The sequence below is a fragment of the Caulobacter sp. 17J65-9 genome, from assembly GCF_010975005.1.
In the GTDB taxonomy this organism is placed as follows: domain Bacteria; phylum Pseudomonadota; class Alphaproteobacteria; order Caulobacterales; family Caulobacteraceae; genus 17J80-11.
The window spans coordinates 1-2835 of record NZ_JAAIVC010000269.1; the positions used below are offsets into that span (position 1 = coordinate 1).

Annotated in this window: 3 protein-coding genes; 1 reads left to right on the forward strand and 2 read right to left on the reverse strand. The window is 72.8% G+C overall.

Features of this window, described 5'->3' with window-relative positions:
• Positions 1–57 precede the first annotated feature (57 nt).
• Positions 58–570 carry a GNAT family N-acetyltransferase gene (locus G3573_RS21070; protein WP_163263606.1) on the reverse strand — a complete coding sequence of 171 codons (513 nt, stop codon included), beginning with the start codon at positions 568–570 and terminating at the stop codon, positions 58–60.
• A 5-nt stretch (positions 571–575) separates the two neighbouring features.
• A complete protein-coding gene (locus G3573_RS21075; RefSeq protein ID WP_163263607.1) occupies positions 576–1148 on the reverse strand; it encodes an XRE family transcriptional regulator in 573 nt (190 codons plus the stop codon).
• Positions 1149–1344: 196 nt separating this feature from the next.
• On the opposite strand from G3573_RS21075, the gene G3573_RS21080 reads away from it, so the two are divergent.
• Positions 1345–2835 (forward strand): hypothetical protein (locus G3573_RS21080; protein ID WP_205598421.1); only part of this gene is annotated, 1491 nt, incomplete at its 3' end.

Below are 2835 nucleotides of genomic sequence, written 5' to 3' on the forward strand. Positions count from 1 at the left end.
GCCCCCTCCACCGCCTTCGGCGGTCCCCCTCCCCCTGAGGGGGGGGAGGATTTAGCCTCACCCCACCCGCTTCCAGTACAGCCGCGTGCCCACCAGCCCGCCGTGGGGCTTGAGCGCGTAGTCGGGGATCTCGCCGGCGTAGGTCCAGCCCAGGCCTTCGTAGAGGCCGGCCGCGCCGCCCTCGCTGGCGGTGTCCAGCACCAGCAGCGAGCGGCCGCGCTCCACCGCCAGGCGTTCGGCCGCGCGCATCAGGGCCGCGGCGATGCCGCGCCCGCGCTGGGCCACGCGCACCATCAGCTTGCCGATCTCGCCCCGGTGCGGCTGGTTGGGCGGGCAGTCCAGGTGCAGCGTCACCGTGCCGGCCAGCACCCCGTCGTTGAACGCCCCCAGCACCGCCCGCTCGCCCCGCGCCGCCGCCGCCAGCGCCCCGGCCCAGAAGGCGTGCGCGGCGCCCGGCGCGAGCGGATGCATGAAGCTGACCGACCCGCCGTGCGCCACCGCCTCGATCAGCAGATCGGCCAGGGCGACGCGGACCTCCGGGGTGTCGGACAGCGGGCGGATGACGATCACGGCGGTCAGCTCCGGGACAGGGTCACGAGGTAGGTGCAGGGACGGTCGGTTTCGTTGGTGTAGGTGGTGTCGGCCGGCTGGCCGAAGGCCAGGGCGTCGCCGTCGCGCAGCGTCCGCCGCGCCTCGCCCTCGGTGATGGTCAGCTCGCCCTCGATCAGCCACACCACCGGACGGATGCGGGCGTAGGACGAGGCCGGCAGGGTCACGCGCGCGCCGGCGGGCAGCTCCACCCGCACCAGCTCGACCGGATGGTCGGGCCGGGCGAACACCTGGCGGCGCAGATAGCCGGTGGCCGGATCGCGCCAGACCGGCTGGTCGGCGGCGCGCGACAGCAGGCCGCCGTCGGCGTCGGCTTCCGCCCGCACCAGCAGGCCCGCCAGGGTCAGGTCGAAGGCCACGGCCAGCCGCACCAGGACGGTGGCGGTCGGGCTGGTCTCGCCCCGCTCGATCTTGCTGATCATCGCCTTGGACACGCCCGAGCGCTGGGCCAGCTCGGCCAGCGACCAGTCGCGCGCGCCCCGCTCCAGCCGGATGCGCCGAGACAGCCGCGCGCCGGCTTCGTCGACGATAGTGTCCATACGTCTCGTATAGTGGACGAAGCTGCGCCGCGGCAACCAGTTTCCTCTCCACCAGATCGCCGCTTGGGTTCGCGGCGTTGGGGTGAAGCGCGTCCACACACGCGGTTGTCGCGCGGGGCCTCTGCAATTTTGGGGATATTCGCCGACCCGCGTTACGGGATATTGCGGACACCGGTGTCTGGCCCGGGGGGAGCCGATGACGACGACGACGGCCGATACGGAAATCCGCGCGCAGGTAGAGCCGCGCGCGGAGAAGCGGGTCTCGCCTGTGTGGCTGGTGTTGGCCGTACTGGTCGGCCTCTTCTCCCTGTTCCACGACGGCGTGCGGATCTGGGAGAAGGCCCGCGGCGATCCGGATCGCGGCACGCTGGGCGCGGTGCTGGGCGACTACTGCCGGACCGACGGCTTCTGCGTGCTGCGCGAAGTTCAGCCGGGCGGGCCGCTGGCCGCGGCCGGGGCGCGCGAAGGCGACGCCATTCGCTTCGACCGGCCCGTTGACTCCCTTCGCGCCTGGCGCGTGGGCGAGACGGCGAGCTTCACCCTTAAGAGCGAGGCGGGCGTCGTGTCGCACCGCCAGGCGACGACGGTCGCCGGCCCGGCCCCGTCCGCGGCCAGGATCCTGTCCGCCCATCTGACCAACGTCATGTGGATGGCGACCGGCCTGGCCGGCCTGTTCGTGCTGGTCCGCAGCGGTCGGCGCCCCACCGTCTTCCTGCTGGGCGCGGGGCTGGCGTGCCTGGGCCTGTCCGGCACCTTTCCCAGCGTGCTGGAGAGCGATCCGAGGTTCTTCCCGGCCTGGATGACCTTCGCCTTTGTGGTGTTCTCGTCGACGCCGGTCCTGTTCCTGGCCTTCGCCCGCAGCGCGCGCCTGGATGTGGACGAGCGCGGCCGCGGGTTCTGGACGGCGGTGCTGGCCCTGTTCGCGATCGTCCAGGCGGCGCTGTGCGGCTATGGTCTGTGGACCTCCCTCGACGCCCGGATCCTGCCCGGGATCGGCGACGCCCTCCTGGCGACGGCGATCGTGACCGACCTCTGCTATGCGTTGAGCGTCCTGGCCCTGGCCGGCGCCTGGCGGGCCGCGCGCGGCGAGGCGCGCATGCGCCTGGCCCTGCTGCTGGTGGCCACCGCCCTTTTGACCGGCGCGCAGAACGGGGTCGGCCTGGCCATCAACATGACCGGCAACGACTGGTCGCTGGGCAATCCGCTGGTCTGGGCCCTGCTGATCGGCTCGCTCGCCGGCACGCTGGTGCTGGCCTACGCCATCCTGCGCCACCGGGTGGTGGACTTAGGGTTCGCGGTCAACCGCACCCTGGTCTACGGCGTGCTGTCGGCTGGCCTTCTGGTCGCCTTCGGCCTGATCGAGTGGGCGGTCGAGCACTTCCTGCCGATCAACAGCCACGAGACCGGCGTGGTGCTGGACGCAGGCCTGGCGCTGGGCCTGTTCCTGGTCTTCCACCGGGTGCGCGACGTGATCGAGCACGCGGTCGAGGGCGTGTTCTTCCGCAAGTGGCGCAGCAACGAGGCCGAGCTGAACCGCTTCGTGCGGGAGGCCGGCTTTGTCACCCAGGCCTCCGCCCTGGTCGAGGCGACGGTCGCCGCGCTGGGCCGCTTCGCCGGCGGCGCGCCTGTGGCGGTCTACGCCGCCGAGGCCGACGGCTACGCGTTGGTCGGCGGCGGCCTGCCCGGC

Bases quoted from the DNA above. Each gene is read 5' to 3' on its own strand.
- G3573_RS21075 (WP_163263607.1), bottom strand. From the start codon at position 1,148: ATGGACACTATCGTCGACGAAGCCGGCGCGCGGCTGTCTCGGCGCATC.